17 protein-coding genes are annotated in these 21,611 nt (G+C 65.1%); 7 read left to right on the top strand and 10 right to left on the bottom strand.

Going from position 1 to position 21,611, the window contains the following annotated elements:
* The first annotated feature begins 152 nt into the window (after positions 1–152).
* Entirely contained in the window at positions 153–1,904 is a 1,752-nt protein-coding gene (locus tag AB7M16_RS14425; protein WP_172787140.1) for an ABC transporter ATP-binding protein/permease, read from the top strand.
* A gap of 304 nt (positions 1,905–2,208) precedes the next feature.
* Here AB7M16_RS14425 and AB7M16_RS14430 read toward each other — a convergent pair whose 3' ends face one another.
* The 5 genes from AB7M16_RS14430 to AB7M16_RS14450 form a co-directional block, all read right to left on the bottom strand.
* Complete coding sequence (locus AB7M16_RS14430) at positions 2,209–3,222, bottom strand: TorF family putative porin (protein WP_172787139.1); 1,014 nt, start codon at positions 3,220–3,222, stop codon at positions 2,209–2,211.
* Between the two features lie 449 nt (positions 3,223–3,671).
* A complete protein-coding gene (locus AB7M16_RS14435; RefSeq protein WP_260381026.1) occupies positions 3,672–4,019 on the bottom strand; it encodes a histone in 348 nt (115 codons plus the stop codon).
* Between the two features lie 85 nt (positions 4,020–4,104).
* Complete coding sequence (gene glcF / locus AB7M16_RS14440) at positions 4,105–5,427, bottom strand: glycolate oxidase subunit GlcF (RefSeq protein ID WP_260381027.1); 1,323 nt, start codon at positions 5,425–5,427, stop codon at positions 4,105–4,107.
* A complete protein-coding gene (locus AB7M16_RS14445) occupies positions 5,424–6,662 on the bottom strand; it encodes an FAD-binding protein (protein ID WP_453947179.1) in 1,239 nt (412 codons plus the stop codon). The genes glcF and AB7M16_RS14445 overlap by 4 nt, the downstream gene beginning before the upstream one ends.
* Before the next feature lie 52 nt (positions 6,663–6,714).
* On the bottom strand, positions 6,715–8,208 hold the full coding sequence (locus AB7M16_RS14450) for an FAD-linked oxidase C-terminal domain-containing protein (protein ID WP_453944277.1): 1,494 nt from the start codon (positions 8,206–8,208) through the stop codon (positions 6,715–6,717).
* 229 nt (positions 8,209–8,437) lie between these two features.
* Here AB7M16_RS14450 and cycA point away from each other — a divergent pair, with 229 nt between their 5' ends.
* Positions 8,438–8,833 carry a cytochrome c-550 CycA gene (cycA, locus tag AB7M16_RS14455; RefSeq protein WP_172787135.1) on the top strand — a complete coding sequence of 132 codons (396 nt, stop codon included), beginning with the start codon at positions 8,438–8,440 and terminating at the stop codon, positions 8,831–8,833.
* A 118-nt stretch (positions 8,834–8,951) separates the two neighbouring features.
* Here the strand turns inward: cycA and AB7M16_RS14460 are convergent, their stop codons facing one another.
* Entirely contained in the window at positions 8,952–9,908 is a 957-nt protein-coding gene (locus AB7M16_RS14460; protein ID WP_212259314.1) for an alpha/beta fold hydrolase, read from the bottom strand.
* Between the two features lie 329 nt (positions 9,909–10,237).
* Between AB7M16_RS14460 and AB7M16_RS14465 the strand changes: the two genes are divergently transcribed.
* Positions 10,238–10,420, top strand: a complete 183-nt coding sequence (locus AB7M16_RS14465; protein WP_172787133.1) for a hypothetical protein — start codon at positions 10,238–10,240, stop codon at positions 10,418–10,420.
* Between the two features lie 7 nt (positions 10,421–10,427).
* On the opposite strand, the gene AB7M16_RS14470 is transcribed toward AB7M16_RS14465, so the two are convergent.
* The 3 genes from AB7M16_RS14470 to ykgO all read right to left on the bottom strand — a co-directional run bounded on the left by AB7M16_RS14470 (position 10,428) and on the right by ykgO (position 11,689).
* Entirely contained in the window at positions 10,428–10,688 is a 261-nt protein-coding gene (locus AB7M16_RS14470; protein ID WP_212259313.1) for a hypothetical protein, read from the bottom strand.
* Between the two features lie 124 nt (positions 10,689–10,812).
* Positions 10,813–11,448, bottom strand: a complete 636-nt coding sequence (locus AB7M16_RS14475) for a tetratricopeptide repeat protein (protein WP_212259312.1) — start codon at positions 11,446–11,448, stop codon at positions 10,813–10,815.
* Positions 11,449–11,563: 115 nt separating this feature from the next.
* On the bottom strand, positions 11,564–11,689 hold the full coding sequence (gene ykgO / locus AB7M16_RS14480) for a type B 50S ribosomal protein L36 (RefSeq protein ID WP_006611362.1): 126 nt from the start codon (positions 11,687–11,689) through the stop codon (positions 11,564–11,566).
* A gap of 339 nt (positions 11,690–12,028) precedes the next feature.
* Between ykgO and AB7M16_RS14485 the strand changes: the two genes are divergently transcribed.
* On the top strand, positions 12,029–12,913 hold the full coding sequence (locus tag AB7M16_RS14485) for an amidohydrolase family protein (protein WP_036021159.1): 885 nt from the start codon (positions 12,029–12,031) through the stop codon (positions 12,911–12,913).
* 64 nt (positions 12,914–12,977) lie between these two features.
* Here the strand turns inward: AB7M16_RS14485 and AB7M16_RS14490 are convergent, their stop codons facing one another.
* Positions 12,978–13,712 carry an SDR family NAD(P)-dependent oxidoreductase gene (locus AB7M16_RS14490; RefSeq protein ID WP_453944278.1) on the bottom strand — a complete coding sequence of 245 codons (735 nt, stop codon included), beginning with the start codon at positions 13,710–13,712 and terminating at the stop codon, positions 12,978–12,980.
* A 159-nt stretch (positions 13,713–13,871) separates the two neighbouring features.
* Between AB7M16_RS14490 and AB7M16_RS14495 the strand changes: the two genes are divergently transcribed.
* From AB7M16_RS14495 to AB7M16_RS14505, 3 genes are all read left to right on the top strand, one after another.
* Positions 13,872–14,243 carry a winged helix-turn-helix transcriptional regulator gene (locus AB7M16_RS14495; RefSeq protein ID WP_172787184.1) on the top strand — a complete coding sequence of 124 codons (372 nt, stop codon included), beginning with the start codon at positions 13,872–13,874 and terminating at the stop codon, positions 14,241–14,243.
* Between the two features lie 189 nt (positions 14,244–14,432).
* On the top strand, positions 14,433–17,843 hold the full coding sequence (locus AB7M16_RS14500) for an AAA family ATPase (RefSeq protein WP_453944279.1): 3,411 nt from the start codon (positions 14,433–14,435) through the stop codon (positions 17,841–17,843).
* A 238-nt stretch (positions 17,844–18,081) separates the two neighbouring features.
* Positions 18,082–21,492 (top strand): AAA family ATPase, encoded by a 3,411-nt coding sequence (locus AB7M16_RS14505; RefSeq protein ID WP_453944280.1) that lies wholly within the window; start codon positions 18,082–18,084, stop codon positions 21,490–21,492.
* Positions 21,493–21,611 lie beyond the last annotated feature (119 nt).

The following is a 21,611-nucleotide window of genomic DNA, read 5'->3' on the forward strand; positions in this document are numbered from 1 at the left end:
CGGCATCGAAGCCCATGCTAGGGTTGCAAGCTGCGACAAGCCAACGCAAATTGCAGATCTTGCGACTTTAGTCTAAGTGCGCCCATTTTCGCCGTTGCCTCAGGTCTTTGGCTCCGGGCATTTGTGCACATCCCCCGAGGAGACCCTGCTCTGTGAAGAACATCAGCGCCACGCTCGCGATCGTCTGGCGAATCGCCGCCCCCTATTTCCGATCCGAGGACAAATGGGCCGGCCGCGGCCTGCTCGCGGCGGTGGTCGCGATGGAGCTGGCGCTGGTCGCGATCGACGTGCTGGTGAACCAGTGGCAGAACCGGTTCTACAGCGCGCTCCAGAACAGCGACTGGGACGCGTTCGTCACGCAGATCTGGATCTTCGTCGCGCTGGCCTCGACCTATATCGCGCTGGCTGTCTACAAGCTGTACCTGAACCAATGGCTCCAGATCCGCTGGCGGCAATGGCTGACGCGACATTATCTCGGCGAGTGGCTAGCGGGCTCGACGCATTATCGCATGCAGCTCAAGGGCGATGCGGCCGACAACCCGGACCAGCGCATCACCGAGGACGTCAAGAACTTCGTCGAGCAGACGCTGACCATCGGGCTCGGCCTGCTCTCGTCGATCGTGACGCTGTTTTCCTTCGTGATCATCCTTTGGGGCCTTTCCAACGCCGCGCCGCTGCGCCTGTTCGGCACCGATGTCATGATCCCCGGCTATCTTTGCTGGGGCGCGCTGATCTACGCGATCTTCGGCACCGCGCTGACGCACTGGATCGGCTCGCCGCTGGTCAACCTCAATTTCGAGCAGCAGCGTTATGAAGCCGACTTCCGCTTCAACCTCGTCCGCGTGCGCGAGAATTCCGAGCAGATCGCGCTGCTCAGGGGTGAAGGCGCCGAACGTGCCCGCCTGCTCGATCGCTTCGGCTTCGTGATCGCCAATTGGTACGGCATCATGAGCCGGACCAAGCGCCTCACCGCGTTCACGGCCAGCTACCAGCAGGCCGCCGTGCTGTTTCCCTACGTGCTGGTGGCGCCGGCGTTCTTCGCCAAGAAGATCCAGCTCGGCGACATGATGCAGACCGCATCCGCCTTCTCCAGCGTCCAAGGTGCGCTGTCGTTCTTCGTCACGGCTTACCGGTCGCTGGCGGAATGGCGCTCGATCGTTGCCCGTCTCGATGGCTTCGAGATGTCGGTCGCCTCGGCGGTCAATTTGCCGGCGCATGAGCCGGCCATCACGCTGGAGGTCGCCGGGCGCCATGTCGATCTCGCGCAGCTCTGCGTGAACCTGCCCAACGGCACCCCGCTGGTGGCCGCCAAGGCCTTCACCATTCAGGCCTCGGAGCGCGTGCTGGTGACCGGGCCGTCCGGCTCCGGCAAGTCCACGCTGTTCCGGGCCATCGCCGGCATCTGGCCGTTCGGCACCGGCACGGTTGTCATCCCGGAGAAAGCCAAGCTGATGATGCTGCCACAGCGGCCCTATTTCCCGCTCGGCATGTTGCGCGATGCCGTGGTCTATCCGGCAGCGTCCGGAGCGTTCGAGGCCACGCAGGTCCGCGACGCCCTGATCGCGGTCGGGCTGCCCGATCTCGCCGAACGGCTCGCGGAGGACGGCCACTGGAACCGGATGCTCTCGCTGGGCGAGCAGCAGCGTCTCGGGCTTGCGCGCGCGCTGCTGCATGCGCCGGACTATCTATTCCTGGACGAGGCTACCGCCTCGCTCGACGAGCCGTCGGAAGCCCGGCTCTACCGGCTGCTGGCGGAGAAGCTGCCGCAAGCCACCATCGTCTCGATCGGCCACCGCTCGACGCTCGACGCCTTCCACACCCGCAAGGTGACGCTGGTGAAGGACGGCGCGATCCACGTGGTCGGCGGCGAGCGGGCGGCGGCGGAGCCGAGCGCGGCGCGCTGAGGCGCAGGCGGCCTCGCCCGCTGTCCTTACGGTCTGAGGGACGGCCCCAACTTGGGCCTCGTCATTGCGAGGAGCTTTTGCGACGAAGCAATCCAGACTGCCTAGGCGGAAAGACTCTGGATTGCTTCGCTGCGCTCGCAATGACGGAGTGAAGGCAGCGGCGGCGTCCTGCCGGTTCGCAAGCCCCTAACGCAGCTTAGTAGTATCTTGGCCGGACCGCCCCGTCTCTTCCTACCTCCGCCGCCCAAAGCAAAAGGGCGCCAGGTTGCCCTGCCGCCCTCGCGAAGTCGTTTCGGAAAGAAACTTACTTCAGGTTGGTCATCGCCGTCAGGTCGAACGAGAGCTTGGCGACGCCGGCCGCGCTGCACCAGTTGGAGCCGAAGCCGCCCGGGTTGATGGGGGTGAAGCTGCTGCTGAACTTCGCGGTGTGATCGCTGGTGAAGGCGTTGCAGTCGCCCTTGTTCAGATCGGTGTCGTAGTAGCGCAGATCGAGCGTGAACACCTTGTAGGTGAAGCCGACGCCAACGTTCCAGGTGTTGTAGCTCGGCTCCTTGATGCCGTTCGCATACACCGGATCGCCCGCGATGCCGTAGAAGATGTCCGAAGTGCCGAGCCACTGCCGGCCGAACTCACCCGACACGTACATGCCGACGCCACTGGCGCCGAAGATCGTGCTCGGCGCGGTCCACTTGGCGGTGACCGAGGCGTAATTGCCCCAGGCACCGAGGTTCAGGAAGTTCGGCGAGTAGTACTCGTTGAAGCCGACCGTCCACTGATCGTTGAGGGTGACGTTCAGCTTGGCATAGGCCTCGAAGAAGCTCGCGTCCTTCTTGGCGAAGTTGCCGTTGATGGGAAGGCCGATGGCGCCCTGCGAGTAATCGATGTCGCTGCCGCAATTGCCCTGGGCGAGGGTGCCCTGTGAGCCGAAGCAGCTTCCGCCCGGATAGAGGTAGCCCCAGACACCGAAGTCGAAGGCGAACATGCCGAAGGTCGGGCGGATACCGCCGTAGATGTCGACTTCGGCCGCAGCACGGTTCGGGAACGAGATGCTCGAGGCAGACGTACCGATGTAGAGCTGGAGGTCCTTGTTGACGTTGTAGCGCGGCTCGAAATAGGCCGTGACCGACGGATTATGGTTGGACTGGGTGATGCCGCGGAAGATGTAATCGCTCATGATGCCGGCGCCGAAGGCGATATCCCACGGATCGAAGGCCGGCGGCGGCGGGGCTTTCAGTGCCTTTACGCGCAAGTCTGCCGCGAAAGCCGAGCCCGTCGTCACAATTGCCAGCGCCGTTGCCAACAAAGCCACTTTTTTCATTTCGGTCCCCATTTACCCGTTCTTACTCAGCAGTCGCCCCCGGAAGCCCCCCGGGACATGCGGCCTACCTGCGAAATTGCGTTACTGCGGCAATTTGGATCGGTGGATCGGAACGGTGAAGCAAAAAGCGCGGGCATCTGCCGACTTTTTGGGCGTTTTGACGATTCCAAGAAAGGTTATCAGCCGGTGTGGCTTCTCGATCACATCATTTGCCCTCTAGAGGGCACGGCAGACCCGTGTAAGCCCGGTGACCACCCGGCGGCGTGACATCTGCGCTTACGAATCAGGCTGGGCCGGACACGGCGGCCGATGCTGGGCTGCGGCGATGCAAAAAGGCCGCAGCATCAGGATGCCGCGGCCTTCTTGTTACAGTCCCAAGCTGTAGTCCAAGTGACAGTCTGAAGCGACAGTCTGAAGCGACAGTCCGAAGGCGATGAAAGGTCGCCTTCTTACCCCTGTCCCTCGGCAGGCGCCGCTTCCGCAGAAGACGAAGGCATCGCCCAGCTTGTCTCGGCGGGCGCCGGGGTCTCCGCCGGTGCCGACGGCTTCGGAGCAGGCGCTGCCTTCGCCTTCTTCGGTGCCGCCTTCTTCGCGGCCTTCTTCGGAGCAGCCTTCTTGGCCGCCGCCTTCTTTGCTGTCTTCTTGGCAGCCTTCTTCGGGGCGGCCTTCTTGGCAGACTTCTTCGCGGTCTTCTTGGCTGCCTTCTTCTTCGTCGCCTTCTTCGCGGTCTTCTTCGCCGCTACGGCCTTTTTGGCCTTCTTGGCCTTCTTGCTTTTCTTCTTCTTCGCTTTCGCCATCGTGGTCCTCCTGTTGCCGCCGAACAATGATCGATCGGGCGTCTTCAGTCGTCACCTCGGGAGGACAGTTCAGGCTCCTGAAAGCTCAAACCTGCGCGTTCAGTGCCGGCCGCGCCCCGCCCGTCGCCCAATCGAGAAGCTCAATCGTGTGTACGACCGGAACTGACGTGCCACTGGCAATCTGCACCATGCAGCCGATATTGCCCGCGGCAATCATGTCCGGCTTGACGCTCGCGATGTTGGCGACCTTGCGATCGCGCAACCGGCCCGCAAGCTCGGGCTGGAGAATGTTGTAGGTCCCCGCCGAACCGCAACACAAATGGCTTTCGGGTACATCTTTCACCACGAATCCATTCTTGGAAAGCAATTCTTTCGGAAGGGCTGTGATTTTCTGTCCATGCTGCAACGAACACGCGGAGTGATAGGCGACGACGATGTCGTCCGCTCTCGCCGCCGTCGCGAGCTCGAGGCCGGCGACGTATTCGGTGATGTCCTTGGCGAGCGCCGACACCTTCGCCGCATCGGCCGCGAACGCAGTGTCCTCGCGCAGGAGATAGCCGTAATCCTTGATCACCGTGCCGCAGCCGGAGGTCGTCACCAGGATGGCATCGAGCCCCTCGCCGGCCATTTCCTTGCGCCACGCCGCGACGTTGGCGCGAGCCCGCGCCAGCGCATCCTGGTCGTTGCCGAGGTGATGGGTCAGCGCGCCACAGCACTGCTCGTCCCTGACAAGGACGACCTCGATGCCATGGCGGGTCAGGAGACTGATGGCGGCCTGGTTGATGCGGGGCGCCAGCACCTGCTGGGCGCAGCCCTGGAGCAGCGCCACGCGTCCGCGCTTCTTGCCGAGCGCCGCGAACACGCTGCCGGCGGCGGGTCCGGCGGGCGGCAGCCGGTTCGGCGCCAGCGCCAGCATCGCCTTGATGCGCTGGATCAAGCCGGGCGTCGCCGAAGGCCGGGGCGTCGGCAGCAAGTCGCCCAGCGGACGGGCGAGCCGCGCCAGCCACATGCTGATGCGAAAGCGCTGCGGGTCCGGCAGGACGAAGGCCAGCACCTGGCGCAGCAGCCGCTCGGCCAGCGGCCGCTGGTAGCGCTGCTCGATCCGGACCCGGGCCTGGTCGACGAGGTGCATGTAGTTCACGCCCGAGGGGCAGGTCGTCATGCAGGCAAGGCACGACAGGCAGCGGTCGATATGCTTGACGACATCGGCGGTCGGCGCCTGGTCCTTCTCCAGCATCTCCTTGATCAGATAGATGCGGCCGCGCGGGCTATCGAGCTCGTCGCCAAGCAGCACATAGGTCGGGCAGGTTGCGGTGCAGAAGCCGCAATGGACGCAGGCGCGCAGGATCTTGTCGGCTTCCGCGATATCGGGGTCGGCGAGCTGCGCGAGTGAGAATTCGGTCTTCATCGGCCAGCGCTCCGCGTGAGCCGCCCCCGGTTGAGAATGGTCTTCGGATCGAAGCTGGCGCGCACCCGCTCACTGAGTGCCGCAATGCCCGGTGCCTGCGGATGGAACACATCGACGTCGCGCCTGACATCATCAGTCGCCCGGATCAGCGTGGCATGCCCACCGACCGCGTTCGCGCGCGCCCGCACGAGCGCGGCATGCGCGTCCGGCTTCGGCGGGAGCGCCGCCCAGATCAGGCCGCCGCCCCAATCGTAGATCACATCGCCGCCCGTCTCGCGCGCCAATTGAGTGCCGAGCGCCGCGCCCGAGGCCGGCGGGCAGACGATCCGCCAGACTGGCCAGGCGCCGAGCGCGCCGCTCGCCGCAAACGGTAGCACGTCGCGGATGGCGGTCCACAGCGCCGCGGATGCCGCGTCCTCGATCAGCGTCGCGGTTCCAAACGGCGCCAGCAATTCGCGCAGCGAGCCGGCGCGGTGCGCAGCAGATGCGGTGATGCCCTCGAGCCGCAGCACCGTCAGCGCCTCGCCCTCCCCTGCGAGATCGCCGAGCCCCTCGGTCCTGGCCCGGAGCGCCGATTTCGGCAGATGCGCGGCAGCCGAGACGTCAAAGGGCGAGCCGAGCGCCGCGGTCATGGCCTTGTTGGCGGCGGCATCGTCGAGCCCGCGCAGCAGCAGCGTCCGCTCGGCCTCGGGCTTGGGCATCACCTTCAGCGTCACTTCCGTCATCACCGACAGCGTGCCCCAGGACCCCGCCAGCAGCTTGCAGAGGTCGTAGCCGGTGACGTTCTTCACCACCTTGCCGCCGGTCTTGAAACTGTCGCCGAAGCCGGAGACGGCATGCGCGCCGAGCAGGTGGTCGCGCGCCCCGCCCGCCCGGATGCGCCGCGGCCCGGCAAGCCCGGCCGCGATCATGCCGCCGATGGTGCCTGACACCGGCGTGCCGAGCAGCGGCGCGGTATCCATCGGCTCGAAGGCGAATTGCTGGTTCTTGGCATCGATCAGCGCCAGCACGTCGGCAAGCGGCGCGCCGGCCTGGAGCGTGATGATGAGCTCGTTCGGCTCGTAGGAGGTGACGGCATTGAGCGCAGAGACGTCGAGCACCGCGTTGGTCGCCATCGCATGGCCGATGCCGCGCTTGCCGCCATGGCCGATGATCTCGAGCGGCTGCTCATTGGCAATCGCCGCGCGCACCACCTCTTCGACGTCTTTGGCGTCTCTGACCTTGAGCGTATCCACCACTGAGCCGGTATCGAAGTTCACAAAGGAAAGCAATTCGTTCATCGCGGATCTAAAACCGCGGCAAATCCGGGAACGCCAGCTTGCCCGCGTGGACATGCATGCGGCCGAGCTCGGCGCAGCGGTGCAGGGTCGGAAATACTTTTCCGGGATTGAGCAGGCCCTGCGCGTCGAAGGCGCATTTCAGGCGCTGCTGCTGGTTGAGGTCGATCTCGCTGAACATGTCGGGCATCAGGTCGCGCTTCTCGATGCCGACGCCGTGCTCGCCGGTGAGCACGCCGCCGAACTCGACGCAGGCGCGCAGGATGTCGGCGCCGAAGGCTTCGGCGCGCTCGATCTCGCCGGGCTTGTTGGCATCGTAGAGGATCAAGGGGTGCAGATTGCCGTCGCCGGCGTGGAACACGTTGGCACAGCCGAGCTGGTATTTTTCGCCGAGCTCGCGGATACGCGCGAGCGCCTTCGGCAGCGCGCCGCGCGGGATCGTACCGTCCATGCAGAGATAATCGGGCGAGATGCGGCCCACCGCGGGGAACGCGGCCTTGCGGCCGGCCCAGAACAGATTGCGCTCGGCCTCGGAATTGGAGATCTGCAGCGTCACCGAGCCGCAGCCTCGTGCGATGCTCTCGACCCGCGTGATCAGCTCGTCGACCTCGATCTTGGGCCCGTCGAGCTCGATGATGAGCAGCGCGTCCACATCGAGCGGATAGCCGGCATGGACGAAGGCCTCCGCGGCGTGGATCGCGGGCTTGTCCATCATCTCCATGCCGCCGGGAATGATGCCGGCGCCGATGATGCGCGCGACGCATTCGCCAGCCGCCTCGACTTGCGCGAAGCCGACCATCAGCGCGCGCGCCGTCTCCGGCTTCTGCAGGATGCGCACCGTGATCTCGGTGATGACGCCGAGCAGGCCTTCGGAGCCGGTGATGACCCCCATCAGGTCATAGCCGGGATTCTCGCACCCCTTGCCGCCGATGCGCAGGATCTCGCCGCTCATCAGCACGATCTCGCAACCGAGCACGTTGTTGGTGGTCATGCCGTATTTCAGGCAATGCACGCCGCCGGAATTTTCCGCCACGTTGCCGCCGATCGAGCAGGCGATCTGGGAGGACGGATCCGGCGCGTAATAGAAGCCGGCATGCGCGACCGCCTGGCTGATGGCGAGATTGGTGACGCCTGGCTCGGTGACGACGACGCGGTTGTCGAAATCGATCTCGCGGATGCGCTTGAACTTGCCGAGGCCGAGCAGCACGCCGTCCTCGAGCGGCAGCGCGCCGCCGGACAGCGAGGTGCCGGAGCCGCGCGGCACCACCTTGATGCCCTGCGCGGCGCAATATTTCAGGATGAGCGAGACCTGCTCGGTCGTATCCGGCAACACCACGACCATCGGCGGCTGCCGATAGGCGGTCAGCCCGTCGGATTCATAGGCCCGCATTTCGGCAGGCGTATCGATCACGCCCTCGCCCGGCACGATGGCGCGCAAGGCGGCGACGATTTCGCTGCGACGCGCTAGCACGGCCTGGTCGCTGGCGTGCATCATGATGGCCATTTTAAGAAGCCCTCGTCCGACGGATGGAATTGTCTCGGCAAATCAATCATGTCTTGCCGTCCTTGGGTAGGTCCTCCGAAGGTCCCATTGCTTTGTTGCAGCGCAAGTTCTCTCTGGGGCAAGTCTGCTAGCAGGAAACCTGTCAAAGTTTCGCGGCTTGTCCCCTTGCAATGGACCTGCCAAAACCACGACCCTCCATCTGACCCGGGAAGAGACGAAGAGCACACTTATGACAAAACTGACTTTCGGCGCGCTGACGATCCTCACCGTCATTGCCACCGCACCCGCCGCGATGGCGCAGGATGTCGCGGCCGGCAAGACTTCGTTCAACAAGTGCCTGGCCTGCCACGCGATCGGCGAAGGCGCCAAGAACAAGGTCGGCCCCGAGCTCAACGGCCTCAACGGCCGCAAGTCGGGCACGGTAGAGGGCTATAGCTACTCGGACGCGAACAAGAATTCCGGCATCACCTGGGACGAGGCCACGTTCAAGGAATACATCAAGGACCCCAAGGCCAAGATCCCCGGCACCAAGATGGCGTTCGCCGGCATCAAGAACGAGACCGAGATCAACAATCTCTGGGCCTTCCTTGCCCAATACGACAAGGACGGAAAGACCAAGCAGTAAGCGCGCAAGAGGCCGCCGCTGAGCTTCGGTTCTGATTGGATCAGAGCCGAAAGCTCTAGCTTTCTTATTTAGACGCGTTTTCTTCCCGCGAAGTGGTTTCCACTTCGCTCGAAACGCTTTAGTCGGCGGCCGCCTGCGCCGGGGCGATGTTTCCGATCATCGTCTCGATCTCCGCCTTCACGAGATCCGGCACGGCGTTCTGCACCATGTGGCCGAGATCGGGCAGCACGATCAGCTTTGCATTTGGCACCGCCGCGGCGAACGGGCGCGCGTGGATGCTGGTTCTCACCGTCTTGTCGGGCTCGCCCGCGATGATCGTGACCGGCGCATTGATCTCGCCATAGCGCGCGACTTGCGCGGCAACCGACTCCTTCAGCGTCACCAGATCATAGGCATTGGCGATGAACTCGCGCGGGCGTAGCAAGAGCGGCGTCGCGGAGTCCTGCACGAATCCGTCCGGCATCGTCTGCGGCAGGAACACGTTGCGGGCCCCGGCTTCGGTGACGAAATAGCCGAGCGGCAGGGTGATCGTGTAGGCGAGCAGCGGGCCGATGACTGGCGTTGCGATGATCTCGTTGTAGCGCCCGACGCCGCCGCGCCAGGGATGCGTGACGGGCGCGAGCATCACGAGACCCGCAACGCGGTGCGGATGATCGAGCGCGATGCGCGCGCCGAGCGCGCCGCTCCAGGAATGCACCACGAAGACCGCGCGATCGATCCCGAGCTTGCCAAGCGCCTCGTCGATCATGCGCGCCTGGATCTGCGGCGTCGAATCCTGCCGGCTCGCGCGCGTGCTCCAGCCATGGCCGGGACGGTCGATCAGAATCACGCGGTGATCCCTGGCGAGGAGATCGCCGAGCGGCCGCCGCATCGCTTCGAGATTGGAGCTCGCGCCGTGCAGCATCACGATCGGAGGACCGGAATCGCGTGGGCCGATGTCGACGAGATGAAGCGTCGCGCCATCGACCTCGATCATGCGGCCCTGCGGCGGAAAGGCACGCTGCACGGCGACGACCCCGGCCTGCGTGAGCAGCGCCAGCAGAACCAGCGCCGTCACGACTGACATCACGATCATGGAGAGAATCCGGGTGATCCTGGGCACGGGGCAGTTACGGGTCTGATCGGGCGGCAGTTTCGCCGCCGGCAGTCAGCGCTTCCACTGAAAATGCAGGGGGCTGTGGATATGTGCATAATTGTCGATCGAGAAAACTCAACGAAATCAGAGCTATTCCAAGCGGCACGCAAGCTTCGGACCAGCTTCATGCAGGCGTCATCGCGGCTTCCATATAATCGCCACGGTCGGTTCCGCCATCTAGGCGCGGATGGGCGCCGATCCTCCTCGCAGCTTAGGGGATGCGGGAAAGACCGGCAGGATATGTCCTGGTTTGAACCGGAGAATTTTTGATGAGCTTCAGATCGAACGACACTGCAATCGACGAAATCGTCGCGAGCTGCAACGGCGACCTGCGCGGTGCCGTGCGGGCGCTGCTGCTGATCAACGAGCATCTCGAGGCGGAGCTTGCAAGAGCTTACGCCGCAGCCGCCGACCGCGGCCTGGTCGAGCGCGGCAGTAGCGTCCTGCATTGAGGACCGGCTAGTTCGCCCCGTCCTCTTCTTTTTCCTGCTCGGGCGTGACCGGGGGGCAGACGCGGATCGTCGACCGGGCAAGCTTGGCATCGGCCCTGGACTTGTAGGGACCGTCGCCGAACCAGATGTCGCCGATGATGACTGGATTGCTGGTCACGATGGTGCATTTGCCGGTGGCGCGGTTGCCGACCACCCAGAACAGTCCGTCGGCGAGGCTCACCGTTCCCGACGCGAGCAGCAATACAGCTGCGACCACCAAACGCTTCATGGCTTTCGCTCCTGCCATGCAGGTAGGCCTGCAACAGGCCCCGCAATAGTGCTTGCGACGCCTTGGCTCGGATCGTGGTTAATCCGCGCCGGCCGCGATCGCTCGAGAAATCATCGACTTATAGCTAGATGTCGCGGCCTTCGACCTTCTCGGTCAGCGCCTTGACCTGATCGGGGATCTTTTCCAGGTGCGGATTGACGGCGAGCGCCTTGCGATAGGCCTCGAGCGCGCGCCTCTCGTCACCGACCTCCTGCATGATCATGCCAAGACCGGCGAGCGCGCCGAAATGGCGCGGTTCCCGGATCAGCACTTGCTGGATGTCCGCGAGCGAGCGGCCATAGTCGTTCTGCATGTAATAGAGCGTGGCACGCCGGTTCCAGGCCTCGATGTAATCGGGCCTGAGCTTGATGACCGAATCCAGGAGCTTGATCGCGACGTCGATCTTCTTCGCATCGACCGCGGTCTTGGCGCGTGACATCAGGAGCGCGGCGGTGTCGCTCGGGGTCTGCAGCCAGATCGCCCAGATCCGCGCCTCGACATGCTTGGCGCTGGCCTCGTCGGGCGCCGCCTTCAGCGCGCCGAACAGGAAATCGAGATTCTTGCTGCGGTCGACCTTCGGCAGCTTTGACGGCGCCTCAGGCAGCTTCTTCTGCTTGCCGGGGGGCTCGACCTGCTGGGCCAGGGCGACCGGCGCAAGGCCGACGGTTCCCAGCACGAGGGCCAGGCACAGGGTGCGCGCGAAACGGAATCTCACTGCCATGGTGAAAGTCTAAACGCGCAAAGCCGCCCTTGCAAAGCAAAGGCGGCGTCAAACTCGTGTGAGACCGTGGTCTTGCGGGCGAGCAGCGGCGCCCGGCGGAGATCAGCCGCTCAGGTCAGCCCTGGCGCGCCTTGAAGCGGCGCTGCACCTTGTTGATCACATAGACCCGGCCCTTGCGGCGGACCAAGCGGTTGGCGCGATGGCGACCGCGCAGCGATTTCAGCGAGTTACGGACCTTCATGGCAGAATCCTGAACGTTCGAAAGGCCGTGTTCGGCACTACCGTTTCGGCACGCGCGAATGTGGCAAAATGAGATTTTCCCCGCCGGCGGACCAGCCGCCCGGGACGGGGCGGTTCTTAAGGCATGGCGGGAGGTGATGTCAATGTTAACTGCCCCACGCTCCCGCAAATCCGTGAAAACAACCCCATGCACAGTAGAAGCGGCCGGATCGGCCCGATCCGGCGTATGGGAGGTCAGGCTCCGCAAAGACTTTCGCCGCCAGCGATTTCGCCGCCACCAGCGCCTTGCCAAATTCGTTATATACTATAATCAATTCGGCAACCCGTCGGGAGGACACAAATGCCAAAGCTGAAGCTGCCTGATATCGACAAAGTCGTCGCGATCGACATCCACACCCATGCCGAGGAGCCCTGCGGCACCCATCCCGACGACGGCTATGACGATTTCCAGGCGCAGATGGCGGAGTATTTCAAGTCGCCGCACAAGCATCCGCCGACGGTGCCGGAGACCGCCGCCTATTACCGCTCCAAGAACATCGCCGCGGTGATCTTCCCTGTCGATGCCGAGCGCGAGACCGGCTTTCGCCGCTACAAGAACGAGGAGATGCTGGAGATCGCCTCCGAGCATCTGGACGTGCTCATCCCCTTCGTCTCGATCGACCCGCACAAGGGCAAGCTCGGGGCCCGCGAGGCACGCAAGCTGATCGAGGAATACGGCGTGCGCGGCTTCAAATTCCACCCGACCATGCAGGGCTTCTACGCCAACGACCGCATGGCCTATCCGCTCTATGAAGAGATCAACAATGGCGGCGCGATCGCGCTGTTTCATACCGGCCAGACCGGCGTCGGCTCCGGCATGCCCGGCGGCATGGGCATGCGGCTGAAATATTCCAACCCGATGTACATGGACGACGTCGCGGCCGATTTCCCCGACCTCAAGATCATCCTCGCCCACCCGTCCTTCCCCTGGCAGGAAGAGGCGCTCTCGGTCGCGACCCATAAGCCGAACGTCTACATCGACCTGTCGGGCTGGTCGCCGAAGTATTTCCCGCCGATCCTGGTGCGCTACATCAACTCGATTCTGCAGGACAAGATGCTGTTCGGCTCGGACTGGCCGGTGATCACGCCGGACCGCTGGCTGTCGGATTTCGCCAAGATCGAGATCCGCGACGAGATCCGGCCGAAGGTGCTGAAGGCGAACGCGCGGAAGCTGCTGGGGATCTGAATTAGGCACGCAGAGCATCGAGGGCTTCGATCCCGCGGATCGAAGCCCTCTTGCTCAAAAAGTCTCAGACCTGCGCCAAGCCGCCGTCGACGAAGACCTCGCCGCCGGTCATGTAGCTGCTGTCCGCGGACGCCAGGAATGCGGCCACTGCTCCGGTCTCGCTGGGGTCACCGACGCGCCCGATGGGCGTGGCGCTGCCGAGTGCATCGAATGCTTCCTCGCCCACGACCTCCAGCGCCAGCTCCGTCTTGGTCGGCCCCGGCGACAGCACGTTGACGCGGATGCCCGTGCCGCGCAGGTCCTGCGCCCAGCTGCGCGCGAGATTGCGGATCGCCGCCTTGGTCGCGCTGTAGATGCTGAACTGCGGCGTCCCCATCACGCCCGTGCTCGATCCGGTCAGGATGATCGACGATCCCCTGCGCATCAGCGGCAGGGCTTTCTGCACGGTGAACACCAACCCTTTCACGTTGACGTCGAAGATCTGGTCGTAATGCTCGACCGTGATCTGGCCGAGCGGCGCAAACGCGCCGGTCCCGGCATTGGCGAACAGAACGTCGACGTTGCCGCGTTCGGCTTTCACCGTCGCATACAATCGGTCGAGGTCGGACAGATCGGTGACCGATCCCCTGACGGCGCGCGCCGAGGATCCCAGCTGCGCGAGCGCAGCATCGAGCGGCTCCTGCCGCCGCCCGAACAGATAGACGAATGCGCCCTCATCGACGAACCGTTTGGCGGCTCCGAGCCCGATACCGGTTCCGCCGCCCGTCACCACCGCCGTCTTGCCTTGTAGTCTGCTCATGATGTGCTCCCTTCATTGAGGTTGCACTGAGCTGGCGGCGTACCCACCTATCGACAAGTATGCACCTTTTGGTAAGTACCCAAAAAAATGTCAGATCGTTCAGACCCCATCTCCCCGCCGGCGCAAGCTGAAGCAGAGGTCCAACGTTGCACGCCGACTTTGCCCGGCTTCACCTGCGGCCTCGACGCGACCCTGCGGGTCGTCTCGGGCAAGTGGAAGCCGCTGATCCTGTACTTCGTTGCTCAGGACGGACCGACCCGTTACGGCGAGCTCCGGCGCGCCATACGCGACGTCAGCGACAAGGTGCTGATCCAGCAGCTGAAGGAGCTGGAGGCCGATGGCCTCGTGAAGCGGACCGACTACAAGGAGGTGCCTCCGCGGGTGGACTATAGCCTCACCCCGCTGGGTCACAGCCTCGCCCAGGCCCTCGTACCGCTTTGCACATGGGGCACCGAGCACATGGCGGAGGTCAGCCGGGTATTCGCCGAGCGGGAGGGCTGGACGCGGCCAGGACGTCGGCCGACCGTGTAGCTTGCGCGGCTTCGTCCGTGGTGCTCCGCCCCCGATCGCAGCGCTTTGGCGCAACTCGCCTCGAGTCCGGCCTGGGCCAGAAGTTGTTCTTGCTCGGAGTTCGTATCTTGGCGTTTCATCGCGCAGCGCGCGCGATCTTGAGCTAGACTGGAGCACCTTAGCGCTGAAGACGAGAGCCGGGAGGAGCCCATGGATATCGGGGCCTGGCTGTGCGGTCTGGGGCTGGGACAGTATGAGCAGGCGTTCCGGGAGAACGACATTGATGCCGAGGTCCTCATGGACCTCACGGCGGAGGATCTGATCGGTCTTGGGGTCGTCTCGATCGGCCATCGCCGCAAGCTGCTCGCCGCCATTGCTGCACTGCCCGCCGGTTCAATGTCGGCTACTACCATTGCGCCCCTCCCTACCATCACCCCCGGAAACGCTTCGCTTGCACCCGAGGCCGAGCGCCGCCAACTCACCGTGATGTTTGTCGACCTTGTCGACTCGACCGCGCTCGCGGCCCGGCTCGACCCGGAGGAAATGGCCGAAGTCCTGCGGACCTATCAGAACGCGGTGACGGGCGCGATCGGAAGGTTCGAAGGGCATGTCGCGAAGTACATGGGCGACGGTGTCCTGGCCTATTTTGGCTATCCGCGCGCCCACGAAGATGAGGCCGAACGCGCGGTGCGGGCCGGCCTCGCCGCGGTCGCGGCGGTCCATAGTCTGGCATCGGCGCATGGTGAGACGCTGGCGGTCCGCATCGGCATCGCGACCGGCCCGGTCGTTGTCGGTGAGCTGATCGGCGAAGGCGCGGCGCGCGAGGAGACGGTGGTCGGCGACACGCCGAACCTTGCCGCGCGCCTGCAAACCCTGGCCGAGCCCGACACCGTGGTGATCTCCACACGGACCCGAGAGCTCATTGGCGGCCTGTTCGAGCTCGCCGAGCTCGGCCTGCAGATCTTAAAGGGATTTCCCGATCCCCTGCGCGCGTGGCGTGTGGTCGGCGAAGGCGCCGCCGAGAGCCGGTTCGAGGCGTTGCACGGCGCAGGCCTGACGCCGCTGGTCGGTCGCGACCATGAGATCGGTCTCCTGCTCGAGCAGTGGGAGCGCGCCAAAGAGGGGGAGGGCCAGGTGGTGCTGCTGGCGGGCGAGCCTGGTATCGGCAAGTCGCGCCTCGTGCGGGCGCTGCGCGAGCGACTTGAAAACGAGCCGCATACGGCCCTGAGCCACTACTGCTCGTCGCACCATCAGACCAGTCCGCTGCATCCGGTGATCGGCCTGTTGGAGCGGGCGGCAGGATTTGCCGCGGACGATCTCGTCGCGACGCGGCTCGACAAGCTCGAGGCGCTGCTTGCGCTATCGAGCGATGATGTTCCCGTGGTGGCCCCGCTGCTCGCGGCATTGCTGTCGCTCGAGGCCGGTGCGCGCTACCCGCCGCTCGACCTGAGCCCGCATCGGCAGAAGGAGCGGACGCTCGAGGTGTTAGTCGATCAGGTCTTGGGCCTCGCAACACGCCGTCCCGTCCTTGCCCTGTACGAGGACGTGCACTGGGCAGATCCGACCTCGCTCGAGCTGCTCGATCTCCTGATCGACCGGGTGCAAGGCGCCCCCGTGCTCGTCCTCATCACCTTCCGGCCCCAGTTCGAGCCCTCCTGGACACGCTATGCCCATGTCACCGGGCTGACCCTCAGCCGATTGAGCCGCCGTCAGGGAGCGGCCATCGTTGGTCGGTTGAGCGGTGGCAAGGCGCTACCTCCTGCGGTGCTCGACCAGATCGTCGCCAAGACGGACGGCGTGCCGCTGTTCGTCGAAGAGCTGACGCGGACGGTGCTGGAGACCAACCTGCTCCGCGATGAGGGCGACCACTACGCGCTCGCGGGACCGCTGCCGCCGATGGCGATTCCGGCCACGCTCCAGGAGTCGCTGCTGGCCCGCCTCGAACGGCTGGCTCCGGCCCGTGAGGTCGCCCAGGTCGCGGCCGCGATTGGCCGGGAATTCTCTCATGAACTGCTCGCGAGGACGACGGCGCTTCCAGAGAGCGAACTACAGGCTGCGTTGGACGACCTCGTCGGCTCGGGCCTGGTGTTCCGGCGCGGGACGCCGCCCCTGGCGACCTACAGCTTCAAGCACGCGCTCGTGCAGGACGCCGCCTATGCGACGCTGGTGCGCGCGAAGCGGCAGCGCTTGCACGCCCGGATCGCCGCCGCGCTCGAGCAGCATTTTCCGGAGACAGTGCAGGCGCAGCCCGAGCTGCTGGCCCATCATTATACGGAAGCAGGCCTGGCCGAACCGGCGATCGACTATTGGCTGAGGGCGGGGCAACGAGCGATCGCTCGCTCGGCGATGACCGAAGCGGTGGCGCAGTTGCGAAACGGCTTGAATCTGCTCAAGGGTGTCCCCGAGGCCGATCGGAGCCGGCGCGAGCTTGACCTCCAGATAACCTTGGGCGTGGCGCTGATGGCCACGCAGGGCTGGGCAGCACCCGAAGCGGGACGCGCCAACGCCCGGGCTCGCGAACTCTGCGAGCAGATCGGGGCCACTTCCCAACTCTGGCCCGTGCTCTACGGTCAATGGGTATTTCACGGCGTACGCGCCGAGCACACAGCGGCGCGCGAAGTGGCAGACGAGTTTCTGCGCCGGGTGCAGGACCATCAAGAGACCTCCGCAACCCTGGTGGCTCACCGCGTCAGCGGGACCGGTTCCTTCTGGCGCGGCGAGGTGGCTGCTGCCCGCAGCCATTTGGAGCAGGCGCTCGCTCTCTATGACCCGGAGCGGCATCGCTCCCTCGCCTTTCTCTACGTGCAGGATCCGCGCGTTGCGGCCTTGTCGGGGATCTCATGGACATTGTTTGCGCTAGGCTATCCGGAGCAGGCCCGGGCGCGGAGCCGCGAGGCGCTCGACTCCGCCCGCGAACTCGCTCACCTCAACACGCTGGGATACGCCCTGTTGTTCTCGTGCTTCTTCGAGCAGTACCGCGGCGCGTGGCGAGAGGCACAGGAACGAGCCGAGACACTCGTCGAGCTCTCGACGGAGCAGAACTTTCCGCATTTTCTCGCGGCAGCCACGGTGATCCGGGGATGGGCCTTGACTCAGTCGGGTGAGCTGGAGACAGGGCTCGCGCAACTTCTGCGGGGCCTTCCCGCGTGGCGCGCCACCGGAGCTGGGCTCTATGAGCCTTATTTCCTCGGTCTTCAGGCCGAGGTGCTCGGCCGTTCCGGCGCGGCGGAAGAAGGCTTGGATCTGGTCGCACAGGCCCTGCACCGAGTGGAAGAAACCGGTGAGCGATGGTTCGAGGCCGAGCTGCATCGGATGACAGGCGAGCTGATGCTGCGGCTGCCTAACGCCGATGCGAGGGCCGCGGGAGCACGGTTCGGCATTGCGGCTGCAACCGCGCGCCAGCAGGGCGCCAAGCTGTGGGAGTTGCGTGCGGCGACACGCCTCGCTCAATCGTGGAAAGAACAGGGTCGGTGCGGTGAGGCGCACGACCTGCTGAGTCCACTCTACAGCCAGTTCACCGAGGGCTTTGGGACGCCGGATCTGCAGGCTGCCAGCGCAGTGCTTCGGGAGACCATTGCCAGCGCCAAGCCGAAGAAGCCGATCCCACGTTCCGGCAGTTAATTCCGCATTCGGGCATGGGGATCTCTTGGCCAGATCGTCTGTGGATCTCGTCGGTTTTGCTCCCATAGGGCCGGACCGGACCTGGAGAGCGTTGCACCGCGCGGTTATCTATTCGAGTGCCTGCTCCCAGGAATTGCCGTTTTCCCGCAGTCGTTCGTGACGTTTTATCGCGCTTCGCTCAGACCGTTTTGCGGTAGGCTGATGTACCTGGTGCTGAGACAAGAGCCGGGAGGCCCCCATGGACGTCATGGCTTGGCTGTGCAGTCTGGGGCTGGGACAGTATGAACAGGCGTTCCGGGAGAACGACATCGATGCCGAGGTCCTCATGGACCTCACGGCGGAGGATTTGATCGGGATCGGCGTCGTCTCGATCGGTCATCGCCGCAAGCTGCTCGCCGCCATTGCCGCTCTGCGCGACGGCTCAATTTCGGCGAGGACTCCCGCCAACGCCGCGAGCGCTGCTATCTCCTGGAAGGCCTCGCTTGCATCCGAGGCCGAGCGCCGCCAACTCACCGTGATGTTTGTCGACCTTGTCGACTCGACCGCGCTCGCGGCCCGGCTCGATCCGGAGGAAATGGCCGAAGTCCTGCGGACCTATCAGAACGCGGTGGCGGGCGCGATCGGAAGGTTCGAAGGGCACGTCGCGAAGTACATGGGCGACGGTGTCCTGGCTTATTTTGGCTATCCGCGCGCCCACGAAGATGAGGCCGAACGCGCGGTGCGGGCCGGCCTCGCCGCGGTCGCGGCGGTACATAGTCTGGCATCGGCGCATGGTGAGATGCTGGCGGTCCGCATCGGCATCGCGACCGGCCCGGTCGTTGTCGGTGAGCTGATCGGCGAAGGCGCGGCGCGCGAGGAGACGGTGGTCGGCGACACGCCGAACCTTGCCGCGCGCCTGCAAACCCTGGCCGAGCCCGACACCGTGGTGATCTCCACACGGACCCGAGAGCTCATTGGCGGCCTGTTCGAGCTCGCCGAGCTCGGCCTGCAGATCTTAAAGGGATTTCCCGATCCCCTGCGTGCATGGCGTGTGGTCGGCGAAGGCGCCGCCGAGAGCCGGTTCGAGGCGTTGCACGGCGCAGGCCTGACGCCGCTGGTCGGTCGCGACCACGAGATCGGTCTCCTGCTCGAGCACTGGGAGCGCGCCAAAGAGGGCGAGGGCCAGGTGATCCTGCTCGGAGGCGAGCCTGGCATCGGCAAGTCACGCCTCGTGCGGGCGCTGCGCGGGCGACTGGAACATGAGCCGCATACGCCTCTGAGTCACTACTGCTCACCGCACCATCAGACCAGCCCACTCTATCCGGTGATCGGGCTTTTGGAACGGGCAGCGGGCTTTGCTGCGGACGATCCCGCTGCAACCCGGCTCGACAAACTCGAGGCGCTGCTTGCGCTATCGACCGAGCACGTCATCGCGGTGGCTTCGCTGCTCGCGGCGTTGTTATCGCTGGAGACAGATGCGCGCTACCCGCCGCTCGACATGAGCCCGCATCGGCAGAAGGAGCGGACGCTCGAAGTTCTGGTCGATCAGGTGCTCGGTCTCGCAACGCGCCGGCCCGTGCTGGCGCTGTACGAGGACGTGCACTGGGCAGATCCAACCTCCCTTGAGCTGCTCGATCTTCTGACCGACAGGGTGCAGCGCGCCCCGGTGCTGGTCCTCATCACCTTCCGGCCCGAGTTCGTGCCGCGCTGGACGCGCTATGCCCACGTCACCTCGCTGACCCTCAGTCGGTTGAGCCGCCGGCAGGGCGCAGCAATGGTCGCGCGGCTGAGCGGTGGTAAGGCTCTGCCGCCTGCGGTGCTCGATCAGATCGTCGCCAAGACGGACGGCGTGCCGCTGTTCGTCGAGGAGCTGACGCGGACGGTGCTGGAGACCAACCTGCTCCGCGATGAGGGCGACCATTACGCGCTCGCCGGGCCGCTGCCGCCCATGGCCATCCCAACCACGCTCCAGGAGTCGCTGTTGGCCCGGCTCGACCGGCTGGCCCCCGCTCGTGAGGTGGCCCAGGTCGCGGCTGCGATTGGCCGGGAATTCTCTCATGAACTGCTCGCGAGGACGACGGCGCTTCCGGAGAGCGACCTGCAGGCGGGGTTGGATGACCTCGTCGGTTCGGGCCTCGTGTTCCGGCGCGGCACGCCGCCTCAAGCGACCTACAGCTTCAAGCATGCACTCGTGCGGGACGCCGCCTATGCGACCCTGGTGCGGGCGAAGCGGCAGCGCTTGCACGCCCGGATCGCCGCCGCGCTCGAGCAGCATTTTCCGGAGACAGTGCAGACGCAGCCCGAGCTTCTGGCCCATCACTACACGGAGGCAGGATTGGCCGAACCGGCGATCGACTATTGGCTGAAGGCGGGACAAGCAGAGATCGCGCGGTCGGCCACAGCAGAGGCGATCACGCAATTGACCAAAGGGCTCGACTTGATTCCTGCTCTCCCCGACGACGCCCCACGATGGAGGCGGGAACTCGAGCTGCAGATCGCGCTCGGCGTCGCCTTGATGGCGGCAAAGGGCTGGGCCGCACCGGAGGTCGGCCGGACCAACGCACGGGCCCGAGACCTGTGCGAGCGCCTCGGCGAGACGTCGCGGCTCTTTCCCGTTCTCTATGGGAAGTGGGTTTTTCACGTCGTACGGGCGGAGCTCGAGGCCGGTCGGACTGCAGGCGAGGATTTGCTCCGCCGCGCCCAGGCACAGAACGATACTGCCGCCGAAACCATCGGCAATCGCATCGTCGGAACCGCTGAATTGCTTCGCGGCGAGTTGACAGCTGCGCGCGCCCATTTGGAGCGGACGCTCGCCCTCTACGATCCGACCGCTCACGGGTCGCTTGCCTTCCTGTTCGCGCAGGATCCCAGTGTGGCGGGACTTTCCGTTCTATCCTGGGCACTGTTTGCCCTGGGGTATCCTGAGCAGGCTCAGGCGAGGAGCCGAGAGGCACTGAGCGGCGCGAAGGAGTTGTCCCACCGCAACACCCTCGGCTATGCCCTACTGTACGGCTGCATCCTGTCGCAGCTTTGCCAGAACCACGACGAGGCCGGCGATCGGGCGAATGCGCTGATCGCACTGGCAGCCGAGCAGGATTCCCCACACTTCCTCGGAGCCGGTATCATCATTCGCGGTTGGACGCTGGCCGAGGCTGGAGATCTTCGGGCCGGTCTCGCGCAGATCCGAGACGGGCTTTCGATGTGGCAGGCCACCGGAGCAGGCTTCCTAGTGCCCTATTTCCGAAGTCTGTTTGCCGAGGTCCACGGCCGGTCCGGTGCAGTGAACGAGGGCCTGGATATTATTAGCGAGGCGCTGCACCGCGTGGAAGAAACCGGCGAGCGATGGTTCGAGGCCGAGCTGCACCGGATGATGGGCGAGCTGATGCTACGGCTGCCGAACGCCGATGCGAGCGCCGCGCAAGCTCGGTTAAGCCATGCCGCGGCAATTGCGCGCCAGCAGGGCGCCAAGCTCTGGGAGTTGCGCGCAGCAACACGCCTCGCAGCATTGTGGAGAGAACAGGATCGGTATGTCGAGGCACGAGACCTGCTCGCACCACTCTATAGCCAGTTCACGGAGGGTTTTTCGACACCGGACCTGCAGGCGGCCAGGGTAGTACTTCGAGAGATCACCGCCCGCTCCGAGACGACGACGGATTCCAAATACCCATAGAGATGCGCCTGGCCGATCCGACCTCGACCTCGTGTGTTGAGCAGTGGCGCGCTGCCGTTCATGCGCACGCCTCCAAGCGGAGTTCTTGTGACCACAACGGCCTGGCCGCCGGGGCGAAG

The sequence above is a fragment of the Bradyrhizobium sp. USDA 372 genome (genome assembly GCF_053629095.1).

Excerpts from the sequence above, each read along its gene's own strand:
- AB7M16_RS14490 (WP_453944278.1), bottom strand. The coding sequence starts at position 13,712 with ATGAGCAGACTACAAGGCAAGACGGCGGTGGTGACGGGCGGCGGAACC.
- AB7M16_RS14450 (WP_453944277.1), bottom strand. The coding sequence starts at position 8,208 with ATGGCCATCATGATGCACGCCAGCGACCAGGCCGTGCTAGCGCGTCGC.
- AB7M16_RS14430 (WP_172787139.1), bottom strand. The coding sequence starts at position 3,222 with ATGAAAAAAGTGGCTTTGTTGGCAACGGCGCTGGCAATTGTGACGACG.
- AB7M16_RS14505 (WP_453944280.1), top strand. The coding sequence starts at position 18,082 with ATGGACGTCATGGCTTGGCTGTGCAGTCTGGGGCTGGGACAGTATGAA.
- ykgO (WP_006611362.1), bottom strand. The coding sequence starts at position 11,689 with ATGAAGGTCCGTAACTCGCTGAAATCGCTGCGCGGTCGCCATCGCGCC.
- AB7M16_RS14485 (WP_036021159.1), top strand. The coding sequence starts at position 12,029 with ATGCCAAAGCTGAAGCTGCCTGATATCGACAAAGTCGTCGCGATCGAC.
- AB7M16_RS14475 (WP_212259312.1), bottom strand. The coding sequence starts at position 11,448 with ATGGCAGTGAGATTCCGTTTCGCGCGCACCCTGTGCCTGGCCCTCGTG.
- AB7M16_RS14435 (WP_260381026.1), bottom strand. The coding sequence starts at position 4,019 with ATGGCGAAAGCGAAGAAGAAGAAAAGCAAGAAGGCCAAGAAGGCCAAA.
- AB7M16_RS14460 (WP_212259314.1), bottom strand. The coding sequence starts at position 9,908 with ATGATCGTGATGTCAGTCGTGACGGCGCTGGTTCTGCTGGCGCTGCTC.
- cycA (WP_172787135.1), top strand. The coding sequence starts at position 8,438 with ATGACAAAACTGACTTTCGGCGCGCTGACGATCCTCACCGTCATTGCC.
- AB7M16_RS14500 (WP_453944279.1), top strand. The coding sequence starts at position 14,433 with ATGGATATCGGGGCCTGGCTGTGCGGTCTGGGGCTGGGACAGTATGAG.
- glcF (WP_260381027.1), bottom strand. The coding sequence starts at position 5,427 with ATGAAGACCGAATTCTCACTCGCGCAGCTCGCCGACCCCGATATCGCG.
- AB7M16_RS14465 (WP_172787133.1), top strand. The coding sequence starts at position 10,238 with ATGAGCTTCAGATCGAACGACACTGCAATCGACGAAATCGTCGCGAGC.
- AB7M16_RS14470 (WP_212259313.1), bottom strand. The coding sequence starts at position 10,688 with ATGAAGCGTTTGGTGGTCGCAGCTGTATTGCTGCTCGCGTCGGGAACG.